This window comes from bacterium (assembly GCA_037131655.1).
In the GTDB taxonomy this organism is placed as follows: domain Bacteria; phylum Armatimonadota; class Fimbriimonadia; order Fimbriimonadales; family JBAXQP01; genus JBAXQP01.
In genome coordinates, this window is the sequence record JBAXQP010000363.1 from 1 (window position 1) to 2,426 (window position 2,426).

The 2,426-nt window shown below is 44.7% G+C and carries 2 protein-coding genes; both read left to right on the forward strand.

The genetic code is table 11. The annotated features are described in order from the left end of the window. The coding region (locus WCO51_12465) for an APC family permease (protein ID MEI6514067.1) at positions 1-1,199 on the forward strand (1,199 nt) is incomplete at its 5' end. A 47-nt stretch (positions 1,200-1,246) separates the two neighbouring features. Next, a partial coding sequence (locus WCO51_12470) for an APC family permease (protein MEI6514068.1) occupies positions 1,247-2,426 on the forward strand: 1,180 nt, incomplete at its 3' end.

A 2,426-nucleotide genomic window follows, 5' to 3' on the forward strand; every position in this document is an offset into this window, starting at 1 on the left:
TTATTATATTGCGCGCTTTCGCTGGTGGATGTACTGCGATGACTGGAACTGAAGCTGTAAGCAATGGCGTCCCCGCCTTTAGACCGCCCGAATCGCGAAATGCTGCTATTACGCTTCGATGGATGGCAATTATCTTGATCACGATGTTCCTGGGAATCTCATACTTAGCAGGACATCTACCGATACTGAACCTCTTAAGTGAAAGCAATTCACATTCGCGTACAGTGCTCTCACAGATTGCTGCCAATGTGTTTGGCTCAACAAGTTATTTCTTTTATTACATCCAGATATCGACGTTTCTTATTTTAATTCTTGCTGCCAATACAAGTTTTGCTGATTTTCCCCGTTTAGCAAGCATTATGGCTCGTGACGGTTATCTACCACGTCAATTTGCTCGTCAGGGTGACCGGCTTGTATTCCAAAATGGGATTATCATATTGGCGTTAACTGCCTGCTTATTGGTTTGGCATTATCGTGGGAAAGTCGATAGCTTGCTTCCGCTTTATGCGATCGGTGTTTTCACCTCCTTTACTCTCTCCCAAAGCGGCATGTTTATTCACTGGAAGCGATTGAATGATAAGGGTTGGTTGCGGCGAGCCTTGATTAACGGCTGCGGGGCAATCATTACAGGCATCGTATGCATCATTATCATCACTACTAAGTTCAAAGAAGGCGCATACATTGTCGTCATCCTTCTCAGTATTCTTTTTGTCACTTTCAAAGGCATAAAACGCCATTATGTTAAGAGTGCATTACAACTTGCCTTGCCCAGACGTTATGAATCGCATGAGACCGTGAATACTGTGCTATTGTTGGTGCCGCGTATACACCAGGGGATTTTGGCCGCTTTCGAATATGCGCGCTCTATTGGTTTAGACTGTCGGGCTGTGCATGTGAATATTAGCGCCGATCCTCGACGTCTTGAAGTGATGCGTAAAGACTGGGATAAGTTTGCCAAAGATATTCCTTTGGTAATACTTGAATCTCCATTTCGATCTTTAGTCGGCCCTATTTTAGAGTATGTCGATGAGGCTTTAAGCGAGCATCCAGACCATGTTATAACGGTTATCGTGCCTGAATACGTGCCTGGAAAGTGGTGGCATTCGATTTTACATGAGAACGCGGCTTTTCAGCTCAAACTTGCATTATCCTCGAGAAGAAATGTTGTCGTTACCAATGTCCGATATTTCCTAGGTTAGGTTGTATGCTATAATCGCTGAACTTAACCGGAAATTCATTTTGAACAATGCTTTCTAGACTAAAAAGGTTTCTTTTTGGAATACCTATACGAAGCGAACATGCCCATCATGAGCGATTAACTAAGTTTCTCGCCCTACCGGTGTTTTCGTCGGATGCTCTTTCCTCGGTTGCATATGGAACCGAGGAAATACTTCGCGTTTTAGTACTTTGCATACCTTTTGCGATGAGTTGGAATCAGGTAGACCTATCAACTTTAGAGAAACTGATTCCCATTAGTATCGGCATCGCAGTCCTCCTCATTATTGTCGTCATCTCATACATTCAAACGATATTTGCCTACCCAGGGGGTGGAGGGTCCTATATTGTTTCTTCTGAGAACCTGGGCAGCGTGTTTGGACGAATTGCCGGTGGGTCGCTTCTAATTGATTACACTCTTACTGTAGCGGTAAGTATTTCGGCGGGTGTAGCGGCTATTGTCTCAGCTTTCCCCGGCTTAAGTGGTCTTGCCGTTGAGATAGCATTAGCTTTACTGGCGATGATTACTTGGGCAAACTTACGAGGTGTTCGCGAATCGGGCGCAATTTTTGCTTTGCCGACTTATTCATTTATTGTGGGAATTTTTATCATGCTTGGGGTGGCATTCTGGAAGTTTGTAATAATGGGACAAACACCGGCAATACCACATAATATTTCCCCTGCTGAAATCCTACCAACTGTTTCTAAAGCTGTTGAACCAATCACTCTTTTCTTTCTCCTACGAGCTTTCTCTGCAGGTTGTACAGCTTTAACTGGTATTGAGGCGATAAGTGATGGGGTGGCTGCTTTTCGAAAACCAGAATCTCGTAACGCAGCAATTACGCTTGGGGCCATGGGATCGCTACTGGTAGTTATGTTCCTTGGGATAAGCTGGCTTGCGAACTTTTTACACATCATGCCAATTACAGAAGGGCCACACTATCAGACGGTCTTGTCACAGATTGCCCGAGCGACATTAGATTCCGGCGGTCTCTATTTCTTCATCCAAATAGCGACGATGTCGGTTTTAGTGCTTGCAGCGAATACCGCATTTGCTGATTTTCCTCGTCTGTCATATTTCATGGCAAGAGATGGCTTTTTACCACGACAACTCATGGCTGTCGGTGATCGCCTTGTTTATCAAAATGGTATTGTGACCTTAGCGGCAGTGGCGGGCTTTTTAATCTGGACGCATGAGGCGAATGCCCACC